This window comes from Nonomuraea guangzhouensis, from assembly GCF_019396345.1.
Taxonomy (GTDB): domain Bacteria; phylum Actinomycetota; class Actinomycetes; order Streptosporangiales; family Streptosporangiaceae; genus Nonomuraea; species Nonomuraea guangzhouensis.
In genome coordinates, this window is the sequence record NZ_JAHKRM010000028.1 from 7498 (window position 1) to 29439 (window position 21942).

The 21942-nt window shown below is 70.9% G+C and carries 20 protein-coding genes; 12 read left to right on the plus strand and 8 right to left on the minus strand.

Annotated features, from left to right (window positions below):
• Positions 1 to 333: 333 nt before the first annotated feature.
• Positions 334 to 1185, minus strand: a complete 852-nt coding sequence (locus KME78_RS44750; protein ID WP_219536026.1) for an LLM class flavin-dependent oxidoreductase — start codon at positions 1183 to 1185, stop codon at positions 334 to 336.
• 370 nt (positions 1186 to 1555) lie between these two features.
• Between KME78_RS44750 and KME78_RS44755 the strand changes: the two genes are divergently transcribed.
• Positions 1556 to 1759, plus strand: a complete 204-nt coding sequence (locus KME78_RS44755; protein WP_138664761.1) for a TM2 domain-containing protein — start codon at positions 1556 to 1558, stop codon at positions 1757 to 1759.
• 54 nt (positions 1760 to 1813) lie between these two features.
• Here the strand turns inward: KME78_RS44755 and thrS are convergent, their stop codons facing one another.
• Genes thrS through KME78_RS44770 form a run of 3 tightly spaced genes read right to left on the minus strand, consistent with a single transcriptional unit; the run spans position 1814 to position 5369 of the window.
• Positions 1814 to 3778, minus strand: coding sequence for a threonine--tRNA ligase (thrS, locus tag KME78_RS44760; RefSeq protein ID WP_372455080.1), 1965 nt, complete (start codon positions 3776 to 3778; stop codon positions 1814 to 1816).
• Positions 3779 to 3819: 41 nt separating this feature from the next.
• Positions 3820 to 4425 carry a glycoside hydrolase family 25 protein gene (locus KME78_RS44765; protein ID WP_219536028.1) on the minus strand — a complete coding sequence of 202 codons (606 nt, stop codon included), beginning with the start codon at positions 4423 to 4425 and terminating at the stop codon, positions 3820 to 3822.
• A 50-nt stretch (positions 4426 to 4475) separates the two neighbouring features.
• Positions 4476 to 5369, minus strand: a complete 894-nt coding sequence (locus tag KME78_RS44770; RefSeq protein ID WP_219536030.1) for an LLM class F420-dependent oxidoreductase — start codon at positions 5367 to 5369, stop codon at positions 4476 to 4478.
• 76 nt (positions 5370 to 5445) lie between these two features.
• Between KME78_RS44770 and pgm the strand changes: the two genes are divergently transcribed.
• Entirely contained in the window at positions 5446 to 7083 is a 1638-nt protein-coding gene (pgm, locus tag KME78_RS44775) for a phosphoglucomutase (alpha-D-glucose-1,6-bisphosphate-dependent) (protein WP_219536032.1), read from the plus strand.
• 48 nt (positions 7084 to 7131) lie between these two features.
• On the opposite strand, the gene KME78_RS44780 is transcribed toward pgm, so the two are convergent.
• A complete protein-coding gene (locus KME78_RS44780) occupies positions 7132 to 7815 on the minus strand; it encodes a DUF2786 domain-containing protein (protein ID WP_219536034.1) in 684 nt (227 codons plus the stop codon).
• A gap of 20 nt (positions 7816 to 7835) precedes the next feature.
• Positions 7836 to 9077 (minus strand): hypothetical protein, encoded by a 1242-nt coding sequence (locus KME78_RS44785; protein ID WP_219536036.1) that lies wholly within the window; start codon positions 9075 to 9077, stop codon positions 7836 to 7838.
• Between the two features lie 197 nt (positions 9078 to 9274).
• Here KME78_RS44785 and KME78_RS44790 point away from each other — a divergent pair, with 197 nt between their 5' ends.
• From KME78_RS44790 to KME78_RS44805, 4 genes are all read left to right on the plus strand, one after another.
• Positions 9275 to 9547, plus strand: coding sequence for a hypothetical protein (locus KME78_RS44790; RefSeq protein ID WP_219536038.1), 273 nt, complete (start codon positions 9275 to 9277; stop codon positions 9545 to 9547).
• A gap of 91 nt (positions 9548 to 9638) precedes the next feature.
• Positions 9639 to 10811, plus strand: a complete 1173-nt coding sequence (locus KME78_RS44795) for a cytochrome P450 (RefSeq protein ID WP_219536040.1) — start codon at positions 9639 to 9641, stop codon at positions 10809 to 10811.
• 19 nt (positions 10812 to 10830) lie between these two features.
• The gene (locus KME78_RS44800) at positions 10831 to 11583 is read left to right on the plus strand and encodes an HAD family hydrolase (protein WP_219536042.1); all 753 of its coding nucleotides are present in this window, start codon (positions 10831 to 10833) and stop codon (positions 11581 to 11583) included.
• A gap of 10 nt (positions 11584 to 11593) precedes the next feature.
• A complete protein-coding gene (locus KME78_RS44805) occupies positions 11594 to 11857 on the plus strand; it encodes a DUF4031 domain-containing protein (RefSeq protein WP_219536044.1) in 264 nt (87 codons plus the stop codon).
• Here the strand turns inward: KME78_RS44805 and KME78_RS44810 are convergent.
• On the minus strand, positions 11807 to 12442 hold the full coding sequence (locus KME78_RS44810; protein WP_219536046.1) for an HD domain-containing protein: 636 nt from the start codon (positions 12440 to 12442) through the stop codon (positions 11807 to 11809). The genes KME78_RS44805 and KME78_RS44810 overlap by 51 nt on opposite strands.
• A 74-nt stretch (positions 12443 to 12516) precedes the next feature.
• Between KME78_RS44810 and KME78_RS44815 the strand changes: the two genes are divergently transcribed.
• Positions 12517 to 13743, plus strand: coding sequence for an alpha-hydroxy acid oxidase (locus tag KME78_RS44815; RefSeq protein WP_246653305.1), 1227 nt, complete (start codon positions 12517 to 12519; stop codon positions 13741 to 13743).
• A gap of 13 nt (positions 13744 to 13756) precedes the next feature.
• On the opposite strand, the gene KME78_RS44820 is transcribed toward KME78_RS44815, so the two are convergent.
• Positions 13757 to 14947, minus strand: a complete 1191-nt coding sequence (locus KME78_RS44820; RefSeq protein ID WP_219536049.1) for an ROK family protein — start codon at positions 14945 to 14947, stop codon at positions 13757 to 13759.
• 140 nt (positions 14948 to 15087) lie between these two features.
• Between KME78_RS44820 and KME78_RS44825 the strand changes: the two genes are divergently transcribed.
• From KME78_RS44825 to KME78_RS44845, 5 genes are all read left to right on the plus strand, one after another.
• Positions 15088 to 16296 (plus strand): ABC transporter substrate-binding protein, encoded by a 1209-nt coding sequence (locus tag KME78_RS44825; protein WP_219536051.1) that lies wholly within the window; start codon positions 15088 to 15090, stop codon positions 16294 to 16296.
• Position 16297: 1 nt separating this feature from the next.
• Positions 16298 to 17254: a carbohydrate ABC transporter permease gene (locus KME78_RS44830; protein ID WP_219536052.1), complete on the plus strand. Its 957-nt coding sequence runs from the start codon at positions 16298 to 16300 to the stop codon at positions 17252 to 17254.
• Complete coding sequence (locus KME78_RS44835; RefSeq protein ID WP_219536053.1) at positions 17251 to 18093, plus strand: carbohydrate ABC transporter permease; 843 nt, start codon at positions 17251 to 17253, stop codon at positions 18091 to 18093. The genes KME78_RS44830 and KME78_RS44835 overlap by 4 nt, the downstream gene beginning before the upstream one ends.
• A 23-nt stretch (positions 18094 to 18116) precedes the next feature.
• Entirely contained in the window at positions 18117 to 20099 is a 1983-nt protein-coding gene (locus tag KME78_RS44840) for a beta-galactosidase (protein ID WP_219536054.1), read from the plus strand.
• A gap of 158 nt (positions 20100 to 20257) precedes the next feature.
• Positions 20258 to 21940 carry an ABC transporter substrate-binding protein gene (locus KME78_RS44845; RefSeq protein ID WP_219536055.1) on the plus strand — a complete coding sequence of 561 codons (1683 nt, stop codon included), beginning with the start codon at positions 20258 to 20260 and terminating at the stop codon, positions 21938 to 21940.
• The last annotated feature ends 2 nt before the right edge of the window (positions 21941 to 21942 follow it).

The following is a 21942-nucleotide window of genomic DNA, read 5'->3' on the forward strand; positions in this document are numbered from 1 at the left end:
AAGCCCCGGTCTGGACGGGCCCCCGGTCCGGGACCGCAGCGTCAAGCCCCGGTCTGGACGGGCCCCCGGTCCGGGACCGCAGCGTCAAGCCCCGGTCTGGACGGGCCCCCGGTCCGGGACCGCAGCGTCAAGCCCCGGTCTGGACGGGCCCCCGGTCCGGGACCGCAGCGTCCGGCCCCCGATCTGGACGGGCCCCCGGTCCGGGGCCGCAGCGTCAGGGCCCCCGGTCTGGGGCCGGGCCGTCAGGGCCTCGGTCCGGGGCCGGGGTGAGACAACAGACCTGCCGCCCTCGGCGCCAGAGGAGCGGTGCGGAGGGCGGCGGCAGGGGATGGGTCAGGGCAGGATGTCGGCCAGGCGGTGGATCTGGTCCGGGTCCGAGGCCCAGCAGTAGAGCATCACCTCGTCGGCGCCGATGCCGGTGAACGCCGTGACCGCGTCCCGGATCCGGGCGGGCGTGGTGAGCAGGCCGTCCAGCATGTGCTCGGCGCGGCCGGTGAACGCGTAATAGCCCCCCATCTCCTTCCGGGCCTCCGCGACCACCGCGTCCGGGCCGAGGGCGACGTTGACCTGGGCGACCAGCCGGGGACGGCCCTCGCGGCCGGCGAGCGCCCAGCGGTGTTCCACGTCGCGGAAGGCCGTGTCCATCCACTCGGGCCCCAGGCCCCCGCCGAGGAAGCCGTCACCCCACCGGGCGACACGCTCGAACACGGCCGGGACGAAGCCACCGAACAGCACCTCGGGACCGCCTGGCCGGGCGGGCGCGGGGCCGATCGGGCCGGCGCCGTCTCCGTACGGCTCGCCGGACCAGGCGCGGCGCAGGAGGGCGAGTTGCGAGTCCAGGCGGCGCCCCCGCCGGTGGACGTCGGCGCCGGCCGCCAGGTAGTCGTCCTCGCGCCCGGCCGTGCCGATGCCGAGCGTGAACCGGCCACCGGACAGGCGGTCGAGCGTGGCGGCCTGCTTGGCCAGGACGGCGGTGTTGTGGAGGGGCGCGATCAGTACCTCGGTCTGGACGCGGACGCGTGAGGTGGCGCCGGCCAGGACGGCGAGGGTGACCAGCGGCTCGGGGTTGTCGTAGACGAGCCGGTCGAGCAGGCCGAGCGCGCTGAAGGGGCCGGCGTCGGCGCGGCGGGCCCAGGTCAGCAGCTGCGCGGGGTCGTTGACGGGAAGGCCGAGACCTACGTTCATCGGGAGAACACTCCTTCGGAAGGGCATGCGAACAGTCGCACCGCCCCTCCGGGTCCTCACACGCGATGTGCGGGCCTGCTTCCGCTCTGCGGCATGTCTCTGGGAAGCGTGATCTTCAGAGTACGGCCAGCGTACCGCATGCCCCCGCCCCACCAACCTTTTATCCCGCCATAGCGGATATTTACCCAGATGAGAGGATATTCCCGTATATGGAGCGCGTCGGCTGACAAAGCGCCGAAGCACTGGTGGCCCGGGGCTCCTGTTGCTAGCGTTCGTGCTCCGCGGTGATCATCCCCGCGGATGAAATACCGACCGGGCTCACCATGCCCTCAACGCCCGGCCCAACTCCCCAATCGAAAGGGACCTTTTCATGGCCAAGTCATGGATCGTCGCCGTCTTGCTCTGCTTCTTCCTCGGCGCGCTCGGCGTCCACCGCTTCTACGTCGGCAAGATCGGCACCGGCATCCTCCAGCTCATCACCCTCGGCGGTCTGGGTGTCTGGGTGCTGATCGACTTCATCATGATCCTCATCGGGAAGTTCACCGACAAGCAGGGTCAGCCGCTGGCCAAGTAGCGACGCGCGAAGGGGTACGGCGGACGTCCGCCGTACCCCTTCGACAACCGAACGTCAGACCTGGACGCGGCGCTCCACGGCGTTGACGATCTCGGCGATCGCCTCCTCCACCGGAACGCCGTTCTTCTGCTCGCCGTTGCGATAGCGGAACGAGACCGCCCCGTTGGCGATGTCGTCGTCGCCGGCCAGCAGCATGAAGGGCACCTTGGCCTTCTGCGCGTTGCGGATCTTCTTCTGCATCCGGTCGTCGGCCGTGTCGACCTCGACCCTGATGCCGCGCTCACGCAGCTTCTTGGCCACGTCCTGCAGGTAGGGGATGTGCGCGTCGGCGATCGGGATGCCGGCGACCTGCACGGGGGCCAGCCACGGAGGGAAGGCGCCCGCGTAGTGCTCGACCAGCACGGCGAAGAAGCGCTCGATCGTCCCGAACAGCGCCCGGTGGATCATGACGGGCTGCTTGCGGGTGCCGTCGGACGCCTGGTATTCGAGCTCGAACAGCTCCGGCAGGTTGAAGTCGAGCTGGATCGTCGACATCTGCCAGGTGCGGCCGATCGCGTCACGGATCTGCACGGAGATCTTCGGCCCGTAGAAGGCGGCGCCGCCCGGGTCGAGCACCAGCTCCAGCCGCTCGGACTCGGCGACCTCGCGTAGCGTCTCGGTCGCCTCCTCCCACACCTCGTCGGAGCCGACGAACTTCTCCGGGTCCTTGGTGGACAGCTCCAGGTAGAAGTCGTCGAGCCCGTAGTCGCGCAGCAGGTCGAGGACGAAGCGCAGCAGCGAGGTCAGCTCATCGCGCATCTCCTCGCGGGTGCAGTAGATGTGCGCGTCGTCCTGCGTCATGCCGCGCACCCGGGTGAGGCCGTGGACGACGCCCGACTTCTCGTAGCGGTAGACCGTGCCGAACTCGAACAGCCGCAGCGGCAGCTCGCGGTAAGACCGCCCACGCGCCCGGAAGATCAGGTTGTGCATCGGGCAGTTCATCGGCTTGAGGTAGTAGCGGGCGCCCTCGAGCTCCATGGGCGGGAACATCCCGTCGCGGTACCAGTCGAGGTGCCCCGAGACCTGGTAGAGGGTCTCCTTGGTGATGTGGGGCGTGTTGACGAACTCGTAGCCCGCCTCCTCGTGCCTGCGCCGCGAGTAGTCCTCCATCACCCGGCGGATCACGCCGCCCTTGGGGTGGAAGACCGCCAGGCCGGAGCCCAGCTCGTCGGGGAAGGAGAACAGGTCGAGATCGGCGCCGAGCTTGCGGTGGTCGCGCTTCTCGGCCTCCTCCAGCATCTTGAGGTAGTCGTCCTGCTTCTCGCGCGACTCCCACGCGGTGCCGTAGATGCGCTGCAGCTGCGGGTTCTTCTCGCTGCCGCGCCAGTAGGCGCCGCCGGAGCGCATCAGCTTGAAGGCCGGGATGGACCTGGTGGAGGGCACGTGCGGGCCGCGGCACAGGTCCTTCCAGCACAGCTCGCCGGTCTTCGGGTCGAGGTTGTCGTAGATGGTCAGCTGCCCGGCGCCGACCTCGACGCCGGCGTGCTCGTCGGAGTCGCCGCCCTTGAGCCCGATGAGCTCGAGTTTGTACGGCTCCGCGGCCAGCTCCTCGCGGGCCTCGTCGTCGGAGACGGCCCGGCGGGAGAACAGCTGCCCCTGCTTGACGATCTCGCGCATGCGCTTCTCGACGCGCTTGAGATCGTCGGGGTGGAAGGCCTGCTCGACGTCGAAGTCGTAGTAGAAGCCGTTCTCGACGGGCGGCCCGATGCCGAGCCTGGCCCCGGGGAACAGCTCCTGCACCGCCTGCGCCATGACGTGGGCGGTGGAGTGGCGGACGATGGCCCGGCCCTGGTCGCTGGAGACCTCGATCGGCTCGACGACGTCGCCCTCGGCGACCTGGTGGGCCAGGTCGCGGGGCTCGCCGTTGACCCTGGCGGCGATGACGGTCCGGCCGTCGGCCTCCAGCGCGTCACCGGCCGTCGTGCCGGCCGCGACCACACGCTCGGCTCCGGCGAGGGTGATGCGTAGCTCGGCTGACACGGTGACTCCCTTGGATAGCACTGTCGTGGTGAACACCGATGCTATCGCGGGTGAAACCCCAGCCTTGTCAGGTCTTCCCGGCTTCCGTGGAAGACGTTGCGGTCGAGCGGACTGTTCGCATACTGATGAATCGTCCAGTCCCGCCAGGGCGTGGGCACCAGCGGCTCCCCGCGCGGTTTCTCCGGGCTGGCGATCCACAGCGGATAGTCGCCGAGGCCCGCGCAGTTGCCCGCGCGGGCGAACGACTGGAACGTGTAGACGAACGGGCGCACGCCGCCGTGCCGCTCCACGTAGTGGCACCAGCGGCGGGCGTGGTGGGCGACCTGCTCGGGCCGGAGCCCGTCGTTGTTCTCCAGGTCGAGCGCGACCAGGTCGCCACGGCGCAGCCCGCCCGCCGCCGTGATCGCGCGCAGGAAGTGGCGCGCGTGCTCGGCCGCGTCGCCCTTCGGGCGCGCGAAGTGGTAGGCGCCGCAGACGATCCAGCTCTCCCGCATGCCCTGCCAGTTACGGGCGAAGTACTGGTCGGTGTAGTCGCCGCCCTCGGTGGCCTTGGCGAAGGCGAAGCTGACCCCCGCTCCCGCGTGGTCGGTCCAGTCGACGGAGCCCTGCCAGTTGGACACGTCTATGCCATGCAGCTCGCGCTTCACCTTGCGGGAGTTTATTCGGATGCCTCCCGGTCCCTGGGCCGACGCGCCGATCAGAGCAGCGTCTTGAGGAATGCCCTGGTACGTTCCCGCTTGGCAAACTCGGCGGCCACGAACTCCGTCACCCCGGTCTTGGCCAGCGCGTCGAGCTGGGCGCCCACGCTGTCCTCGTCGCCGATGATCGCCACGTCGCCCGGACCGGCCGCGCCCTCCCGGTCGAGCATGGCCCGGTAGGAGGGCAACTGGCCGTAGATGGAGAAGACCTCGTTGGCGCGGGCCCTGGCGGCGTCGGCGTCGTCGGTGACGCAGATCGGCAGCGAGCAGACCACGCGCGGCGCGGGCCGTCCGGCCTCGCTCGCGGCGGCGGTGATGACGGGCGTGACGTGCTCGGCGACGGTCCTGGGGCCGGTCATCCAGAGCACGGTGCCGTCGGCGACGGTGCCGGCCAGCTTGAGCATGCGCGGGCCCAGGGCCGCGATCAGCACCCGCACCCCGGCTCCGGGCGTGGTGAGCCGGGCGTGGCCCCTGAGGGTCTCGCCGTCGTAGTCGACCTGCTCGCCGCGGGTGGCCGGCATCAGGATGTTCAGGTACTCCTTCATGTGGCTGGCGGGCCGCTCGAAGCTGTAGCCGAACATGTTCTCGATGACGATCTGGTGCGACAGGCCGATGCCCAGCGACAGCCGCCCGCGGACCGCCGCGTTGACCGTCATGGCCTGCTGGGCGAGCGCGAGAGGGTGGCGCGGGTAGGTCGGCACCACGGCGGTGCCGAGCTCGATACCGGGCACCTGGCTGCCTGCCACGGCCAGCGCGGTGAGGGCGTCGAGGCCGAAGATGTGCGACAGCCAGGCGGAGGCGAAGCCGTCGTCGGCCGCCTGGGCGAGGGTGTCGCGCAGCCCGCCCAGCGGGTCCGGATCCTTGGATTCATTCAGGAGCAGCCCGATACGCATGGCAACAGAACTCCATTCTAGTGACTGACGCGAGTCTAGCCGACGGTCTTCATACGGCCACTCGTAAAGTGGCCCCATGAGCCACGAACGCGCCGGACAACCCGCCCAGCCCGCCGACCTGGTCGACGTCGCCAAGCTGGTCACCGCCTACTACGCCCTCCACCCCGATCCCGACGAGGTGGCGCAACGGGTGGCGTTCGGCACCTCCGGGCATCGTGGCTCGTCGCTGAACACCGCGTTCAACGAGGATCACATCCTCGCGACCAGCCAGGCGATCTGCGAGTACCGCCACGCCCAGGGCACCGACGGGCCGCTGTTCCTCGGCATCGACACGCACGCGCTCTCGGAGCCGGCGAGGGTGTCGGCGCTGGAGGTGTTCGCGGCCAACGAGGTGCGGGTGCTCATCGACAGCCGTGACGGCTACACGCCGACGCCCGCCGTCTCGCACGCGATCCTCACCCACAACCGGGGCCGGTCCACCGGGCTGGCGGACGGGGTGGTGATCACGCCGTCGCACAACCCGCCGGCCGACGGCGGCTTCAAGTACAACCCGCCGCACGGCGGTCCGGCCGACACCGACGCCACGACCTGGATCCAGGACCGGGCCAACCGCCTGCTGGCCGGGGGCATGAAGAACATCCTCCGCGTCCCGTACCCGAAGGCGCTGCGGGCGGACACGACCGGGCGTTACGACTTCGTCGGCGCGTACGTCGGCGACCTGCCGTCGGTTCTCGACCTCGACGCGATCAGGTCGGCGGGGGTACGGATCGGCGCGGACCCGCTCGGCGGGGCCAGCGTGGCCTACTGGGGGGAGATCGCCGAGCGGCACCGGCTCGACCTGACCGTGGTCAACCCGCTGGTGGATCCGGCGTGGCGGTTCATGACGCTCGACTGGGACGGGAAGATCCGGATGGACTGCTCGTCTCCGTACGCCATGGCCTCGCTGATCGCCAACCGCGACAAGTACCAGATCGCCACCGGCAACGACGCCGACGCCGACCGGCACGGCGTCGTCACGCCCGACGGCGGGCTGATGAACCCCAACCACTATCTGGCCGTGGCGATCTCCTACCTCTACGCGCACCGCGACGGCTGGCCCGCGGGCGCCGGGGTGGGCAAGACGATGGTCAGCAGCGGGATCATCGACCGTGTGGCGAACTCGCTCGGGCGGCGGCTGTACGAGGTCCCCGTGGGGTTCAAGTGGTTCGTGCCGGGGCTGCTGGACGGCTCGCTCGGGTTCGGCGGCGAGGAGAGCGCGGGGGCGTCGTTCCTGCGCCGCGACGGGTCGGTGTGGACGACGGACAAGGACGGCGTGATCATGGCGCTGCTGGCGTCGGAAATCCTCGCGGTCACGGGGCGCTCGCCGAGCGAGCACTACCGCGACCTCACCTCCCGGTACGGCGAGCCGGCGTACGCCCGGGTGGACGCGCCGGCGACGCGGGAGGAGAAGGCGGTGCTGGGCAAGCTGTCGGCCGACCAGGTCACGGCGACGTCGCTGGCCGGCGAGCCGATCACCTCGGTGCTGACGGCGGCGCCGGGCAACGGGGCGTCGCTGGGCGGGGTGAAGGTGTCGACGGAGAGCGCCTGGTTCGCGGCCCGGCCGTCGGGGACCGAGGACGTCTACAAGATCTACGCCGAGTCCTTCAAGGGGCCCGGCCACCTGGCGGAGGTCCAGGAGGCGGCCCGCTCCCTGGTCTCCGCCACCCTGGGCTGAGGCCGTGGGGAGCTCGGGTCAGGTCAGCTCGCAGCCCGAGGGCTAGGGTCAGGTGAGTTCGCGGCCCGGCTGGGCGTCCACGCGGGTGCGGCCCAGGTCGGCGCGGCGGCCCGCTTCGACGCCTGCACGGTAGCCGGTGCCGCTGGTGCGTGGCACCGTGAGCCGGATGCGCGGGTAGTGCGCCGCCACCACCCGCTCCACCTCAGCCCGCCGGTCCGCCAGGACGAGCGCGGTGCTCGCGGTGGGCGCCTGCTCCTCGGCCCGCGTCTCGGCCTCGCGCAGCAGCCGGTACACCTCGTCGGTGAACCCGAGCAGCCACGACCGCCGGTAGGCGCGCATCGCGGTGTCCGGCGGCCGTACCCTGGCCAGGCCCGTGGCCATCTGCAGCAGCAGCGAGGTGGCCAGCACGTCGGCCCGCTCCAGGTCGGCGGCGAAGCCGAAGACGTGCACCCGCTGGCCGCCGTCGCCGCGCCCGATGAGCAGGGGACGGCAGCGCAGGGCCTGCGCGACCAGGCTGACCAGCCGCGCCTTCTCCCTGGCCCAGGGGTTGGGCAGGGTGACGATCCGGTCGCCCGGCGCCTGGCGGGTGTCGGCGGGGTCGAGGGAGTCGATGCCGTACTTGGCCATGAGCGAGGCCGCCGCCGCCATGAACGTGGCCCGCTCGTGCTCGTTGTCGGTGCGTTCGGCCTTGGCCAGGAGCTTCCTGACCCGTTCGAGCGTGCGCTCCCTCAAACCGCTCCCCCGAACGTGCTCTAGAGCTTCGTGGTCAGCATCCGCCCGTCGTCGGCGATGGCCGGGAAGGCGCCGGTGTCCACGATGCCATGCTGCTGGTACAGAGCCTCGATGAGCGCGTGCGCCTCGGGCTCCAGCTTCCACAGGGCACGATACTGGCGGGCGGCGGGCAGCGAGAGGCCGATCTCCTGCGCGATGTCGACCGTACGCGGCACGATGCCCTTGGCGATCTGCCGGTCCCAGTAGTCGCGGGCGGAGCGCATCAGCGCGGCCCGCTGGGCGGTGTCGACGACCTGCGGCGTGGTGTCGAAGACCTGGATGTCCTCGTCGTCGTCCTGGACGAGCTCGACCAGCGCGGGCGGCAGGGCGGGGCGGGCGGGGACGGGGTGGTGGTCGGCCTCGGGCTCCCAGGGCACCCGCGGGTCGGCGTCGATGAGGGCGGAGGTGTTGTACAGGGCGGCGATCTGGGCGAGCAGCGCCTCCTGGCGGCCCTGGTCGACGGCCAGCCCGGTGTGCTCGACTGCCTGGTCCATGGCCTTGTCGAGCTTGGCCAGCGCGCCGCGCATCTTGCGCTCGGACGCGCCGCCGTCGCGCATCGACTTGGCCCGCTTGGCGGCCAGCGCGACGCGGGTGAGCCTGCGGTGCGCGTCGACCTCGCTCGCGGTGCGGTCGCTCACCTCGGCCAGGCCCACCCTGACCAGCAGCCGTTCGGGGGTGAGCCGCCAGTTGATGCGGCCCGTGCCCCTGATGCGGTGGCGCTCGATGGCCATGCCGCGCTCCCACAGCCAGGCGGCGACCAGCGGCGCGGCGAGCCGGAAGAGGGCCTCGGGCGCGCTACGCGCGTCCATGCTGGACAGTACGGCGGTCAGGCACGTCAGCGCCCACACCGCGATGCCGTCGATCCCGGCGGAGAAGTTCTCGCGCATGTTGCGGCGGGCGCGTACGGCCGAGGTGATGATCGCGACCTCGATGAACGCGAACAGCAGCAGCCGCAGCGGCCCGTCGAGGCCGAGCACGTCACCGGAGAAGCGCCACATGCCCTGGGCGGAGACACCGGTCGCGATGGACGCGGCCACGACGGTCAGGACGTCCTCGATGGGACGGGGGGCGATATAGCGCGAGACCAGCCAGGACACGGCCCGCCAGGTGACCCTGAGTATCAGGTAGGCGAGCACCAGACCGGCCAGGCCCAGCAGCGCGATGACCGCGGTGGCGAACGGCTTTTCGGCGACGAAGGCAGCAATTTCCTCGAATGTCGGCATCAGTCACTATCCGTGAGGCTCAAACTCCGCTTATAGCGAGATCATCGCAGAACACGGCGTACCTGTACGCCAAACGGCCTCTGCTGCCCCGCTATGCCCACGTTTACCACAATCCTCCCCCGGCACAGGAGATCTCGCGTTCCGGAAGGTGGTGACGCACAATGGAGCCGGTTGGCGAAGGAGGCCAAGGAGGCTTCGTGAGCAAGCGATCCCGCAGGCGCCGTGTTCTCACCAGTGGGGCTCCGAGCTGGCTGCCCGGCTTCGGCCCGGGCGAGCCGCACGGCCCGGACAACGACTTCCCGCGCGACGAACCGGGCGGGGGCGAAGGCGGGGTTCGCGAGCCGCGCCGGCCCAAACCCGCGCCGCCGTCCCTGACGGCGGAGGTCCCCCTGCCCGAGCCGCCCCTGTGGGCGCACGACCGTTCGGTCCCACCTCCGGACGAGGTCACCAGGATGCTGGCGCTCGACTGACCCTGGCCAGATCGCGTCCTGCCAGATGGGACCATCTATGTAGGGATTTATCCCAACAAAGTGTGATGTATCCCCAGCAGGACGGATTTCGATGTCAGACACAGACGACTTCCCCCTCGTCCAGTTCATGCGCGAGGGCTTCGATCCCGTCGCCGAGCTCGCCCGCATCCGTACGGAGCAGCCGGTGTTCCCGATGCGGATCCCGGGTGACCAGACGGTCTATCTGGTCACCCGGTACGAGGACGTGCGGAGCGTGCTGGCCGACCACGACCGGTTCAGCAACGACTTCGGCAACGTGATCGGCCTGGGCACCAGCCAGGAGGACCCGGGCGGCCTGGGCTTCCGGGATCCGCCCGAGCACACCAGGCTGCGCAAGTACCTGACGCCGGAGTTCACCATGCGCCGCCTGCGCCGGCTGGTGCCGCGCATCGAGGCCATGGTCGAGGAGTACCTGGACCGGATGGCGGCCAAGGGCTCGTCCGCCGATCTGGTGGAGTCGTTCGCGCTGCCGATCCCCTCTCTGGTCGTGTGCGAACTGCTGGGTGTGCCGTACGAGGACCGGGCCGACTTCCTGAAGATCAGCACGAACCGCTTCGACCTCAGCGCGGGCCCCGAGGCGTCGCTGCAGGCGGTCAACGACGCGATGGCGTACCTGACGGACCTGGTCGCCCGCGAACGGCGGAACCCCGGCGACGGCCTGCTCGGGCAACTGCTGCGCGACCACGGCGACGACCTCGACGACCGGACGCTGGCCAGCATGGCCGACGGCCTGCTCACCGGCGGCCACGACACCAGCACGAGCATGCTCGCGCTCGGCACGCTCTGGCTGCTGGAGAACCCTGAGCAGGCCGCCCGGGTACGCGAGGACGACGACTACATCGAGCAGGTGGTCGAGGAGCTGCTGCGGTACATGACCGTGGTGCAGGTGGCCTTCCCCCGTTTCGCCCGCGAGGACCTGGACCTGCTCGGCCACTCGATCAAGAAGGGCGAGATGGTGCTCTGCTCGCTCACGGCGGCCAACCGCGACCCCCACCTCGGCGAGGCGATCGAGCAGGTCCGGCCGGAGCGCGCGACGGCGGGCTCGCACCTGGCCTTCGGCCACGGCATCCATCGCTGCATCGGGGCGCCCCTGGCCCAGATGGAGATGCGCATCGCCTTCCCCGCGCTGCTGCGCCGCTTTCCGGGGCTCCGCGTGGCGGGTGAGGTGCCGTTCAGGAAGCTCGCCATCGTCTATGGCGTGGAGAAGCTACCCGTAGCGTGGTAGAGCGGTTACGTTCACAGGTGTGAACGAGCCTGTCATCGACCTGACCGCGATCAGCGCCGTCGTCTTCGACACCGACGGCGTGGTCACCGACACCGCTCGGGGGCACGCGGCCGCCTGGAAGCATGTCTTCGACGCGTTCCTGCGCGGACGCTCGGCGCCTTTCGACATCCGTGACGACTACCTGCGGCACGTCGACGGCCGTCCGCGGCTGGACGGCGTCCGTACGTTCCTGGCCTCGCGCGGCATCACGCTGCCGGAGGGCGCCCCCGACGACGAGGCGGGGGCGCCCACCGTGCACGGGCTCGGCCTGGCCAAGGACCAGCTGTTCATGGCGCAGGTGGACAAGTACGGGGTGGCCGCCTTCCCCTCGACCGTGGCGCTGCTGCACGAGCTGCGCCGCAGGGGGGCGCGCACCGCGGCCGTCTCCGCCAGCCTGCACGGCCGCAAGCTGGTCGGCTCGGCGGGCGTGCTGCACCTGTTCGACCTGCTGGTCGACGGCAACGACGCGGCCCTGATGAACCTGCCGGGCAAGCCGGACCCCGCGCTGTTCCTGGAGGCGGTCCGCCGCCTGGCCCTGCCCGCGGCCAAGGCGGGCCTGATCGAGGCTGCGCTGCCGGGGATCCAGGCGGGCCGCAAGGGCGGCTTCGGGCTCGTCATCGCGGTCGACCGGCACGGCGAGAGCGCCGAGCTGAGCTCGCAGGGCGCCGACGTGGTGGTGAAGGACCTCGTGGAGCTGGGCGTGCGGGGCAGGGTCCTGCCCTTGACCTCCTAACCTTGACGTCGTGACGGTGCTCATCGATCCCCCCGCCTGGCCGGGGCCGCGCGGCCTCATGTGGTCGCATCTGGTCAGCGACAGCTCCCTGGACGAACTCCACGCCTTCGCGGTACGCCTCGGCGTGCCGGAGCGGGCGTTCGACCGCGACCACTACGACGTGCCGGAGACCGTGCACGCCCGCGCCGTGGAGCTGGGGGCGGAAGCGGTGAGCTCGCGCGAGCTACTGCGCCGCCTCATCGCCGCCGGGCTGCGCCGCCGCAAGCGCCACTAGCTCGGCGCTCATGTTGGCCCGCGCGCGCCGCTCCCACAGCTCGTGCGCCTCGTCCGTCCGATAGAGCCTGGGTACGGCCAGGAGCCTGCGCAGCACTGCGGCCCGGCCCTGGCGGAACAGCTCGTCGGGCACGTGCGCGTACTCCTGGCGGATCTGGGCCGTGTAGCGCTCGTAGCCGGGACCGCCCAGGACCGCGAGGTCGGCGTCGCACAGGACGGCGCCGTCGCGGTCGCCCTCGGCCAGCGTGTCGTGCGCGGCCGTCAGCCGTACCAGCCTGGCCACCTCGGCGACCCGTCCGGCGGGCACGCCGCAGCGGGGCAGCCGCGCCTGGGCCAGCTGGGCGCTGCGCTCCTCGTCCCAGCCCGGCCGCCCGTCGTAGACGGCATCGTGGAACCAGGCGGCCAGCCGCACCGCGACGGGATCGTCGGCGGCGCCCGCCAGCCGGTCGATCGCGCCGAGCACGGCGGCGAGGTGCTCGAGCGTGTGGTAGCGGCGGTGCGGCTCGGCCCACCGGGCGACCAGCTCGGCACCGATGGCCCTGGCCGCCGGCGAGTCCGCCACCAGGGTGAGCCAGTCGTCGCGCATGGGACCTACGGTAGATCACCCCACGCGAGCACAGCCTGTGTACCAGGATCTACCGCCTTGATAGCGTTCTGAGCATGGAGCCGACGGCGAGGGATCCCCGGCGTCTGCCGCGCTGGCGGGAGTTGCGCGCCGTGCTGCCGCCCAGGCCGCGGCCGTTCCCGTCGGCAGAGCGGCGGCTGGCCGCGGCGGCCGATCTCGCGGACGTCCGGCGGCTGGCGTGGCGGCGGGCGCCGCGGGTGGTGTTCGACTACGTCGACGGCGCGGCCGAGGCGGAGCGGTCGCTGGCCAGGTCGGTGGCGGCGTTCGCGCGGGCCGAGCTGCGGCCGCGGGTGCTGCGGGACGTCTCCGAGGCGCCCACGGCGGTGGAGGTGCTCGGCAGGCGGATCTCGATGCCGGTCGTGCTCGCGCCCACCGGGTTCACCCGGATGATGCATCGTGCCGGCGAGCGGGCCGTGGCCAGGGCGGCGGCCCGGGCGGGGGTGCCGTACACGCTGTCCACGATGGGGACCACGACGCCCGAGGACGTGACGGCGGCGGCGCCGGACGGGTGGAACTGGTTCCAGCTCTACGTCGTGCGCGATCGCGAGCGCAGCCGTGAGTCGCTCGACCGGGCCCGCGAGGCGGGCATGGAGGTGCTGGTCGTCACCGTGGACGTGCCGGTGGCGGGGGCGCGGCTGCGTGACGTGCGGCACGGCATGACGATGCCGCCCGTCCTGCGCTGGCGCGGCGTGCTGCAGGCGCTGGGCCGGCCGGCCTGGTGGTTCGACTTCCTCACCAGCGAGCCGCTCCGCTTCGCCACCGTCGACGGCGCGCCGGACGACCTGGCGGGGATCACGAACCTGATGTTCGATCCGACGGTGACGCTACGGGACCTGGAGTGGATCCGGTCGGTCTGGCCGGGCCCGCTGCTGGTCAAGGGCGTGCAGCGGGTGGACGACGCCAAGGACCTGGCGGCGGTGGGGGTGGACGGGCTGGTCGTCTCCAACCACGGCGGCCGGCAGCTGGACCGCGCTCCGACCCCGCTGGAGCTGCTGCCCGAGGTGGTGGCCGCGGTCGGTGACCGTACGGAGGTGTTCCTGGACGGCGGAGTGCGCAGCGGCGCGGACATCGCGATCGCGGTGGCGCTGGGCGCGCGGGCCTGTTTCGTCGGCCGGGCCTACCTGTACGGGCTGATGGCGGGCGGTGAGGCGGGCGTGGACCGGGTGCTTGCCCTGCTCCGCGCCGAGCTGGTGCGCACGCTGCAACTGCTGGGCGTGGGCGGGGTGGCGGGGCTGGACCCCGACTGCGTACGCCTGCGGTAGCTTTATTTGATACTTAGGCAATAGTCGTGACGGATTGCCGGAACGCGGCCTCCCGGAAGAACGCCTCGATGACCAGCGTGGCGGCGCCCAGCGCCACGGCGTCCGCGCCGAGGCGGCCGAGCACGATCGAGTCGCCGCGGAACGGCTGGGCCAGCGTGTTGGCCTCGGTCGCGGCGCGGATCTCGTCGAGCAGCCGCCCGCCCAGCATCAGGCCCGCCCAGCCGCCGATCACGATGCGCTCCGGGTTGAACAGGTGGACCAGGCTCGACAGGCCGGCCCCGAGCATCTCGACGGTCTCGCCGACCACCGGCGAGCCCGACGCCAGCACCCCGGCCAGCGCCGACTCCTCGTCGGCCGAGTCGGCGACGACGCCCGCCCGCTCCAGGATGGCCTCGGCCCCCACGTACGCCTCCAGGCAGCCGCGCGCGCCGCAGCGGCAGGGCCGCCCGCCCGCGACGACCTTGAGGTGGCCGACCTCGCCGGCGGCCTTGCCCGCGCCCCGGTAGATGCTCCCGTCCGCGACGATCATGCCGCCCACGCCGGAGCCCATCAGCACCATGATCGCGTCGCGGGTGCCGCGTCCCGAACCGAACCAGAGCTCGGCCTGGCCCATCGTCTTGGCGCCGTTGTCCACGTACAGCGGCAGCGAGGTGCCCGCCCGCAGCAGCGCGCCGAGCGGCACGGCCGCCCAGCCGAAAGCCTTGGCGAGCACCAGCGCGTCGGGGCCCGGCTCGACGATGCCCGGCACCCCGACGCCGACGCCGAGCACCTGGTCGGCGGGGATCCCGCCCTCGGCGATCACCGCGTCGACGCCGGTGAGGATGTGGCGGGCGACCAGCTCGGGGTCGTGCCTGGCCGAGCGCACCGCGTAGTGCGCCCTGGCGCGTTCCTTCATCTCCAGGTCGAACAGCTCGACCCGGACCTGGGTCTCCCCCACGTCCACGCCGATCGCGTAGCCGTAGACGGGGTTGACGCGGAGCAGCACGCGGGGGCGGCCGCCGTCGGAGTCGACCTGACCCGCCTCGACCACGACGTTGTCGGCGAGCAGGTCGCCGGTCATGGTGCTGACCGTCGCCGCGCTCAGCCCGGTCACGCCGCACAGGTCGTTGCGGCTGGCCGGGCCGCCGAAGTACAGCGCCCGCAGGAGCATCGCGCGGTTTCCCCTGCGGAGGTCTCGCACCGTCCTGCGCTGTGGCGTGCCCATCGTCCCCGTCCTCTCCCGAGTGCTCCGTCATGTTAGTTCAAAGCGCGAAGCCTGGTGTTACCGAAGTGTTTCTTCGGTGCTCCTGACTTTATTCACGACTTAGATTATGGTCTGCCCATCCCCCCGATGAGGAGTAGACAATGAGCCGAGGAGTCGTCCGAGGAGCCGCGGTGGCGGCACTCGTGGCCGGGCTCGCCGCCTGTGGCGGCGGCCAGGGGTCGGGCAATGAGAAGACGCTCACCTTCTGGATGTACCAGGACCGCACACCGCAGGCCGGTCAGGTCATCGAGAAGGTCCGCAAGGACTTCGAGAAGGCCAACCCCGGCGTCACGGTCAAACTCGTCAAGATCCCCAAGGACGACTACAACACCAAGCTGGGCGGCGCCGTGGCCGGCAAGAGCGCGCCCGACGCCGGGATACTCGACCAGCCCCTGGTCTCCAAGTACGCGCTGGACGGCACGATCAAGGAGGTGCCCGCCGGGCTGATCGACGAGAGCGCCTTCTACAAGGGCGCGCTCGACACCAACCGGGCCGGCGGCAAGCTCTACGGCCTGCCCGCCGACCAGACCTGCGTGGCGCTGTTCTACAACAAGAAGCTGGTCCCGGCGCCGCCCAAGACCTGGGACGAGATGAAGGCGACGGCCGCCCGGGTGCACCAGGCCGACGCGAACGTCGCCGGGATGAACGTGCCCAAGGGCGACGGCTACGGCGCGTGGATGTTCCCCGGCGTCGTGCACGGCGCGGGCGGCCAGATGGTCGACGACGCGGGCAAGAAGGTGCTGTTCGACCAGCCGCCGGCGGTCGAGGCGCTGCAGCTCTGGGTGGACCTGCTGAAGTCGTCGCCGCGCAAGATCACCGACTCGGACAAGCCCTTCGAGAACGGCCTGGCCGCCATGACGATCTCCGGGCCGTGGGACGTGCCGACGATCCACGAGCAGTTCCCCGACCTGGACTTCGGCGTGGCGCCCCTGCCGTACAAGAGCGAGCCGGCGGGCAACATCGGCGGCGAGGACTCCGTGGTCTTCTCCACCAGCAAGAACGCCGACCTGGCCTGGAAGTGGCTGGCGTTCCTGACCGATGCCCAGAACAACGGCGCCATCGCCGACGCGTTCGGCGGCTTCCCGGTCAACCTCAAGGCGCAGGTCGTCGCCGCCGGGCCCGAGCAGGCGGCGTTCCTGGAGCAGCTCAAGGTGGCGCACGCCAGGCCGGCCGTGCCGCAGTGGATCCAGGTCAACGACGAGATCATCGCCCCGGCCCTGGAGTCGGCGCTGACCGGCAAGGCCACCGCCCAGCAGGCGCTGACGGACGCGGCGGGCAAGACCCGTTCCCTCCTGGGCTGGACCGGCTGAGGTGACGGCACCCGTACTGGAGGGCCGGAAGGAGGTGGCGGCCCATCCCAGGAGACGTCCGCGCGGCCGCTCGAACGACCGCCTGGTGGGGTGGCTCCTGGTCACCCCCGCGGTCGTCTACTTCGTGGTCTTCCTGCTGTATCCGGCCCTGTCGGCGCTGTACTACAGCTTCACGGACTGGAACCTGCGCTCGGCGGCCTCCTGGGTGGGGCTCGCCAACTACGCGGACCTGATGTTCGACGACGTCAAGTACCCGCACTTCTGGAAGTCCGTGCGGGTCACCCTGCAGTACACGCTGATCGCCGTGCCGCTGACGATGGTGGCGGCGCTGGTGCAGGCGCTGCTGGTGAACGCGATCCGGCGCGGGGCGAACCTGTTCCGGCTGCTGCTGTTCCTGCCGGTGGTGACGGCCGAGGCGGCGGTGGGCGCGATCTGGCGCTGGCTGTACGACCCGCAGTACGGCCTGATCAACTCGGTGCTCGGCCTGGTCGGCATCCCCGGCCAGAACTGGCTGAACACCCCCGAGCTGGTCATCCCCGCCCTGGCGTTCATCTCCGCCTGGCAGTGCGGCATCTCGATGATCATCTACCTGGCGGGGCTGAAGGGCATTCCGGGCACCATCCGCGAGGCGGCGATCATCGACGGGGCGGGGCCGTGGCAGCGGTTCTGGCGGGTGATCGTGCCCATGCTCCGCCCGACCACGTTCTACCTGCTGGTGACGGGCGTGATCGCGGCTCTGCAGGTGTTCGGGCTGGTGTACGTGATCTTCTCGGGGAATGGGCGGAGCGTCACCGGCGGGCCCGAGCAGTCGGGGCTCAGCTACGTGCTCCACCTGTACCTGTTCGCCTTCCGGTACGACGCCATGGGCGCCGCCTGCGCGATGTCGTTCATCCTGCTCGCCTTCATCATGATCATCACCGCTCTGCAGTTCAGGTTCGTCAAGCAGGAGGCGTCATGACCAGGGCCCGCAAGGCGTCGATCTATGTCGCCCTCGTGCTGCTGTCGGCCGTGTCGGTGGTGCCGTTCCTGTGGATGCTGGCCACCTCCGTCAAGCACGGCCACGACATCTACACCAAGGTGCCGAACCTGCTGCCCGTGGACCGCAAGACCGGCGAGTGGGCGGCGACGCTGGAGAACTACGACTACGTCCTGAACGTCGGCGGGCTCGGCCGGGCCTTCGTCAACAGCGTGTGGGTGTGCCTGATCCTGGTGCCCGCCAAGCTGCTCATCGACGCGCTGGCCGCCTACTCCTTCGCCAGGATCCCGTTCCCGGGCCGCGACAAGCTGTTCGTGGTGCTGCTCGGCGGCATGATGGTGCCGACGATCACGCTGCTGGTGCCGCGTCTGCACGTCACCCAGGCGCTCGGCATGTTCGACTCCGGGTGGGGGCTCATCATGCCCAACATCGCCTCGGTGCTCGACATCTTCCTGCTGCGGCAGTTCTTCCTGTCGCTCCCGTCCGAGCTGGAGGAGGCGGCGCTGATCGACGGCGCGAGCCGGATGCAGATCTTCTGGCGGATCGTGCTGCCGCTGTCGAAGCCGGTGCTGGCCGTGGTGACGATCACCAGCTTCCTGTTCCACTGGAACGACCTGGTCTGGCCGCTGGTCGTGCTCAACGACCCGGACCTCTACACGCTGCCGCTGGCGTTGCAGCAGCTCGTGGCCAGCCCCGACGGCGGCCGGGCGTACTACATCATGGCGGGCGCCACGCTCGCCGTCATTCCGGTGATCGGGGTGCTGCTGGTCTTCCAGCGCCGCATCCTGCAGGGCATCGCCTTCACCGGGCTCAAGGCATGACTCAAGGCATGAGGAGCGTGAACGTGTCCATCGAGTTCCGCGACGGGGTCGCCGTGGTCGACGGCGAGCCGCGGGTGCTCGTCACCGCCGACTATCCCTACTACCGCGACGACCCCGCCGTCTGGGCGGAGCGGCTGCGGGCCGTACGCGACGAGCTGGGCATCGAGGTGATCACCTGTTACCTGCCCTGGCGCCACCACCAGCCCGGGCCGGACATGGCGCCCGACTTCACCGGCGCGACCCATCCCTCCAGGGACGTCATCGGCTTCCTGGCGCTCTGCCGGGATCTCGGGCTGAAGGTGGTGGCCAAGCCGGGCCCGTTCATCCACGCCGAGGTCACCTACGGCGGGCTGCCCGACTGGGTCTGCCCCGACGCGGACCCGGCGATCGAGGCGCTGCTCGACGCGTCGGGCGCCCCCTCCCGCTGGTCGGACTCCCCCGCTCACGTCCCCGGGCGCCCGCTGCCCGCGCCGCTGGGGGCCGCGTTCCTGGCCAGGGCCGGCGAGTGGCTGGCGGCGGTGGGCAAGGAGGTCCTGACCGGCGGCGGCCCGGTCGTCGCGCTGCAGATCGCGAACGAAGGCATCTACACCAACGGCGCGCTGCCGCTGACCGCCTACGACTACAGCCCGTCCGGGCTGGCCTTCTTCCGTGACCGGCTGCGTGCCTGGTACGGCACGCTCGATGCCTACAACCGCGCCCATCAGACGTCGTTCGGCGGGTGGGCGGAGATCGAGCCACCGCGCCCGGGAGGGTCCGGTACGCGGGCGAAGGCCGACTGGGGCCGCTGCCACGCCGAATACCTGGCGGCGGTCTACCGGGTCTCGGTGCGGGCCGTCGGCTCGGAGCTGCCCGTGGTGGTCAACCTCAACCCGCCGACCGTCGCGGAGCTGGACGACTGGCTGGCCCGCGTCCGCCCCGAGCTGTGGGACGGCATCTCCTACGGCTTCACCAACTGGATGGGCGTCGTCTCGGCCGACCCCGACGCGCAGGCCCGTTACGTGATCGCGGCCAAGCGCGCCCCCGGCCCCAACATGGAGGAGAACTGGGGCTTCTCCCAGCTCTACGACCCCGCCTACGTCGACGCGGCGACGAGCTTCCACCAGAGCCTGCTCGCCCTGGCCGCCGGAGCCACCGGCGTCAACCTCTACACCGGCGTGTCCACCTCCGGCTGGCTGCCCGACCTGGACTCCGCCCACACCGGCAGCTACCCCGACTGCGCGCCGATCGCGGCGGACGGCTCGGCCTCGGAGAAGGCACCCGTGGTCCACGCGCTGGCGGGCTTCTTCACGCGCCACGGTGCCGAGTTCCTGGAGTGCGTCCCGGTGGCGTCGGAGGCTTTCGGGCTGTACCTGCCCTATGCCGGGATCGCCGCCCTGTCGGGCGCCGACGGCCCGCGGTGCGGCCGGTCGCTGCGTCTCTTCCACGACCGGATGCGGGCGCGGTGCCGCGACTACGCGCTGCTCGACCTGGAGACGGTCACGCCGGACCGGCTGGCCGCCTTCGCGACGGTGACCGTGCCCGGCGGGCCCTTCATGCACCGTCACGTGCAGCGGCTGCTGGCCGGCCACCTCGCCCGCGGCGGCCGGGTGCTGGTGGACGGCCCGGTGCCCACCCTCGACGAGAACCTGGAGCCCTGTTCGCTCTTCCGCCCCTCCGAGCCGCTGCCCGCCACCCCCGGCCCGCTGTCCATCCTGAACGGCCGGGCGGACGCGTTCCTGCGCAGCCACCCTGACCGGGACGTCCACTACCTCACCGTGCTCGTCCAGGATGACAACGACGGCCCGGTCGGCGTGCGGACCCCGCTCGGGGACGTCGAGGTCGTGGCCGCGCGGGGCGGCGCGGCGGTGCTCCGCCTGGCCGATGGCGAGCTCGGCGACCTGCTGGTGAAGGGCGTCAACGGGTGGCTGGACTCGGCGGTGGCGGCGCGCGCCACTTTCGCTGGACATACGGTCGCCGCGCCACACCCCGCTGACCTGGTACGGATCGCGGGGCGCCTCCTGAATTAGACCATTTCCCGGTTTACGGTCTGGTTACGGTCGATGAATTCCTCGCCGCAACCCTTTGCAGTCAACCCAGCAGACACCTATGGTTCAGTGCAATGCCACACATTACTGATGAACCAATGGTGGCTGGGCGTCAAGGGGATCTTCAGAAAGAAGGCGATATGAGGAGATCGGCTGCGCTTTCGGGCGTCGCGGTGACCGCCGTACTGGCGCTCGCGGCCTGTGGAGGAGGCGGCGGCGCCGCGACCACCCCGGGGTCCGGGTCATCAGCGAAGGCGGCCGCCACAGGTGGCACCGTGCATTTCCTGACCAAGGCGGACTTCTCCCACCTGGATCCCGCGCGCGGCTGGGACGGCGGCGTCAACAACTTCTTCCGGCTCATCTACCGGGGCCTGACCACATTCGGCGCGGGCCCCGGCGCGGAGAGCACGAAGATCGTGCCCGATCTCGCCACCGACACGGGCAAGCCGTCCGACGGCGCCAAGACCTGGACCTTCACCCTCAAGGACGGCCTGTTCTTCGAGGACGGCACGCCGATCAACAGCGAGGCGGTGAAGTTCGGCGCCTCGCGCGGCTTCGACCCCGAGGCCGGGATCGGCTCGCCGTACGCCAAGCTGCTCCTGGACGCGCCCAAGGACTACAAGGGGCCGTACCTGTCCGGTGACCTCGACACGATCGAGACCCCGGACGCCAAGACCATCGTCTTCCACCTCAAGAAGCCGTTCGCCGACTTCCCCAGCGCGCTGGCCATGGCCAACTTCACCCCCTTCCCCAAGGGGACCGGCGCGGCGGCCGCGTTCGACACCAAGCCGATCGCGTCGGGGCCGTACAAGCTGGCGAGCTACCAGCGCGGCTCCTCACTCAAGCTGGTGCGCAACCCGCAGTGGAAGGCCGCCACCGACACCGTCAGGGCGGCCAAACCGGACGCCTGGGAGTGGACGTTCGGGCTGGACCCGGCCACCATCGACGAGCGCATGCTGGCCGGGCAGGGCACCGACGCCGACGCCGTCGGGGGCACGATCCAGGCGGCGACCGTGGCGCGGGTGCAAGCTCCGCAGCTCAAGGCGCGCACGCTGAGCGGGCTCAACGGCTGCACCACCTACATGGGCCTGAACACCACCAAGAAGCCGCTGGACGACGTACGGGTGCGCCAGGCGATCAACTACGCCATCAACAAGGACACCGTGGTGGCCGGGATGGGCGGTACGAGCCTGGCGGCCAAGGGCACCTCCATCCAGCCGCCGACGGTCGCCGGCCGGGTGGACTACGACCCCTATCCCACCGACGTCGAAGCCGCCCGCAAGCTGCTCGCCGAGGCGGGCCAGGCCAACGGCTTCAGCCTCACCCTCGACACCCGGCCGGACGCGAAGATGTCGGCGGTCGCCGTGGCCATTCAGGAGGCCCTCAAGGCCGTGAAGATCGACGTGAAGATCAACAACATCGACACCTCGACCTACTACGAGGTGATCGGCACGCCCGCGCAGCAGCACGACGCGGCCGTCACCGGCTGGTGCCCCGACTGGGCCTCCGGCGCGACGTTCCTGCCGCCGCTGTTCGACGGCCGGAACATCACCGACAAGGGCAACGCGAACCTCGCCCAGATCAACGACAAGGCGATCAACGCCCGCATCGACGAGATCGCCGCGATGCCCGACGTCACGGCAGCGAACTCCGCCTACGGCGAGCTGGACAAGCAGATCATGAAGCTGGCGCCGATCGTGCCCCTGGCCTACGAGAAGTACGTCATCGTCTCGGGCGCCAACATCGCCGGCGCGTACCAGTCCGCCGCGTTCTCCGGCGGCATCGATCTGGTCTCCGTCGGACTGGCCAAGCCGACCAAGTAGCC